This window comes from Mesorhizobium sp. M7A.F.Ca.US.002.01.1.1, from assembly GCF_004022955.1.
GTDB lineage: Bacteria > Pseudomonadota > Alphaproteobacteria > Rhizobiales > Rhizobiaceae > Mesorhizobium > Mesorhizobium ciceri.
This window is the reverse complement of record NZ_RZQE01000662.1, coordinates 1-2,576: the sequence shown is the minus strand read 5'-3', so window position 1 is coordinate 2,576 and position 2,576 is coordinate 1. Positions and strand designations below refer to the sequence as shown.

Genomic DNA, 2,576 nt, shown 5'->3' with positions numbered 1-2,576 from the left:
GATGTGCGGTGTCGGCCCTTCGATCGCGGCGCTGCGGCGTTCCGCCAGCGGCCTCTTCAACATCGTGGCCGACCGGAACCCAGCCGAGATCTTACAAACCATGGCGGCAAGCTACCCGGCGCCGACCGCGCCACTACACCTCCATTTCTTCCCATTCGGCGGATGGGAAAAGACGCTTGCCTGGTTCGCCGATTATCGCGAGGCGTGCTGGCCGCGGGTCAACGAACGATGAATTGTGCAGCGCTTCGACTGTCGTTCATTCTGACGCTGTCCTGCGAAGACCAGGCCGGGATCGTAGCGGCAGTGACGACCGAACTCGCCAACCTTGGCACGAACATTGCTGAAAGCAGCCAGCATTGGGACAGGGCCTCGAACCGTTTCTTCATGCGCATTGCCTTTTCGGCGCCCGCCTGGGTGTCTGCCGATGCCATCACCAAGGGACTTGCGCCTGTGGTGGATCGCTTCGGCCTGAGCAGCCGCCTGCTTGAGCGGAGCCGTCGGCCGAAAATCGTCATCATGGTCTCGAAGTTTGACCATGCATTGCTTCACCTCATCTACCAGATCCGTGTTGGCTGGCTCGAAGCCGAGGTCGCAGCGATCATCTCCAACCACGAAGACAGCCGCGAAACTGCGGCATGGGCTGGCATTCCCTACCACGTCTTGCCCATCTCGAAGGAGAACAAGCAGGAACAGGAAGGCCGGATGCTGGCGGTGATCGAGGACGTCGGCGCCGACCTCGTCGTCCTGGCTCGCTACATGCAAGTGTATTCCGACGACCTCGCGGGGCGCCTGTTCGGCAAGGTCATCAACATCCACCATTCGTTCCTGCCAAGCTTCAAGGGCGCGCGGCCGTATCACCAGGCTTTCGAGCACGGAGTGAAGCTGATCGGCGCCACGGCTCACTATGTGACCGCCCAACTCGACGAGGGGCCGATCATCGAGCAGGAAACCGAGCGGGTAACGCATTCCATGAGCGTCGAGGATTTTATCGCGGCCGGCCGTGACATCGAAAGCCGCGTTCTGGCGCGTGCCATCAAACGGCACCTCGAAGCCCGCGTGATGATCAACGGACGAAAAACGGTTGTGTTCGCGTAAGGCGGCAACACCGACCCGTGTGTGGCGATGCTCATATCAACAGGAGAACCAGATCATGAAAAATGGAACGGCGCATCTCTTTATCCCGGGTCCGACCAACATTCCCGACGCTGTGCGGCGGGCCATGAACGTGCCGATGCAGGATATGCGCGCACCGGATTTTCCGGAACTGGTGCTGCCCTTGTTTCGCGACCTGAAGCGGATATTCAAGACCGAGACCGGCAGCGTCTTCATCTTTCCGGGCTCAGGCACCGGTGCCTGGGAAGCGGCGATCTCCAACACGCTCAATCGTGGCGACCGGGTGCTGATGTCGCGTTTCGGCCAGTTCTCGCACCTGTGGGTCGATATGGCCGAGCGCCTTGGACTTGAGGTCGATTGCATCGATGTCGAATGGGGTGAGGGGGTTCCGCTCGACGCCTATCGGCAACGGCTGGGCGACGACAAGGGCAGCAAGATCAAGGCGGTATTCGCCACCCACAACGAGACCGCGACCGGCGTGACGTCCGACGTCGCCGGCGTGCGTGCCGCGCTCGACGAAACGGCTCACGATGCGCTGCTGTTCGTCGACGGCGTCAGCTCGATCGGCTCGATCGATTTCCGGATGGACGAATGGGGCGTCGACCTCGCCATCACCGGTTCGCAGAAAGGGCTGATGCTGCCTGCCGGTCTCGGCATCCTGGCGGTGAGCGCCAAGGGTCTGGAAGCGCACAAGCAGTCGCGCATGGAGCGTTGCTATTTCAGCTTCGAGGATATGCAGGCTTCGTCCAAGACCGGCTTCTTCCCCTATACGCCGCCAACGCAGTTGCTGCTTGGCCTGAGAGCCAGCCTCGACCTTATCTTTGCCGAGGGACTGGAGCAGATTTTTGCCCGGCACCACCGGCTCGCCGAAGGTGTGCGCCGCGGCGTGCATGCGTGGGGACTAAAGCTCTGCGCCAACGAGGAAAAATGGTGGTCGGATACGGTTTCGGCGATCGTCGTCTCCGAGGACGTCGATGCCAGACAGGTCATCGCCAACGGATATTCCAGATATCGCACATCCTTCGGCGCGGGCCTCAGCAAGGTGGCTGGCCGCGTGTTCCGCATCGGCCATCTCGGCGACCTCAACGAGGTCATGTGCCTCGCCGCCCTGGCCTCGGCGGAAATGTCGTTACGCGACGCCGGAGCCCGAATCGAGGCCGGCTCCGGTGTTGCCGCTGCGCAGGAATGGTACCGCGCCGAGATCGGCCGGACCTTGCAGCCGCGGCACGAACGCGCGGCTTGAGAGGATCGTAGCCATGAGCAAACCGAAGGTAATCGTTACCCGGCGCTGGCCGCATGAGGTCGAACAGCGCCTTGGCGACCATTTCGATGTCACGCTGAATGAAGCCGATCGGCCCTATGAGCAACAAGAGCTTCGCCAGGCCCTGCTGCTTGCCGATGCCGTGCTGCCGACCGTAACCGACCGGCTTGGCGCGGATCTCTTTGCAGGCGGGGGCAGGGCA

Annotated in this window: 2 protein-coding genes and 2 pseudogenes; all 4 read left to right on the top strand. The window is 62.1% G+C overall.

Translation table 11 applies throughout. From position 1 onward, the window contains the following. Positions 1-232 (top strand): annotated as a pseudogene (locus EN932_RS33710) (methylenetetrahydrofolate reductase); the annotation flags it as partial. Further along, positions 229-1,095, top strand: a complete 867-nt coding sequence (gene purU / locus EN932_RS33705) for a formyltetrahydrofolate deformylase (RefSeq protein ID WP_027163729.1) — start codon at positions 229-231, stop codon at positions 1,093-1,095. The pseudogene EN932_RS33710 and the gene purU, both read left to right, overlap by 4 nt. A 55-nt stretch (positions 1,096-1,150) precedes the next feature. Beyond that, a complete protein-coding gene (locus tag EN932_RS33700) occupies positions 1,151-2,356 on the top strand; it encodes an aminotransferase class V-fold PLP-dependent enzyme (protein WP_024505109.1) in 1,206 nt (401 codons plus the stop codon). A gap of 13 nt (positions 2,357-2,369) precedes the next feature. Next, positions 2,370-2,576: pseudogene (locus EN932_RS33695) on the top strand (D-glycerate dehydrogenase); the annotation flags it as partial.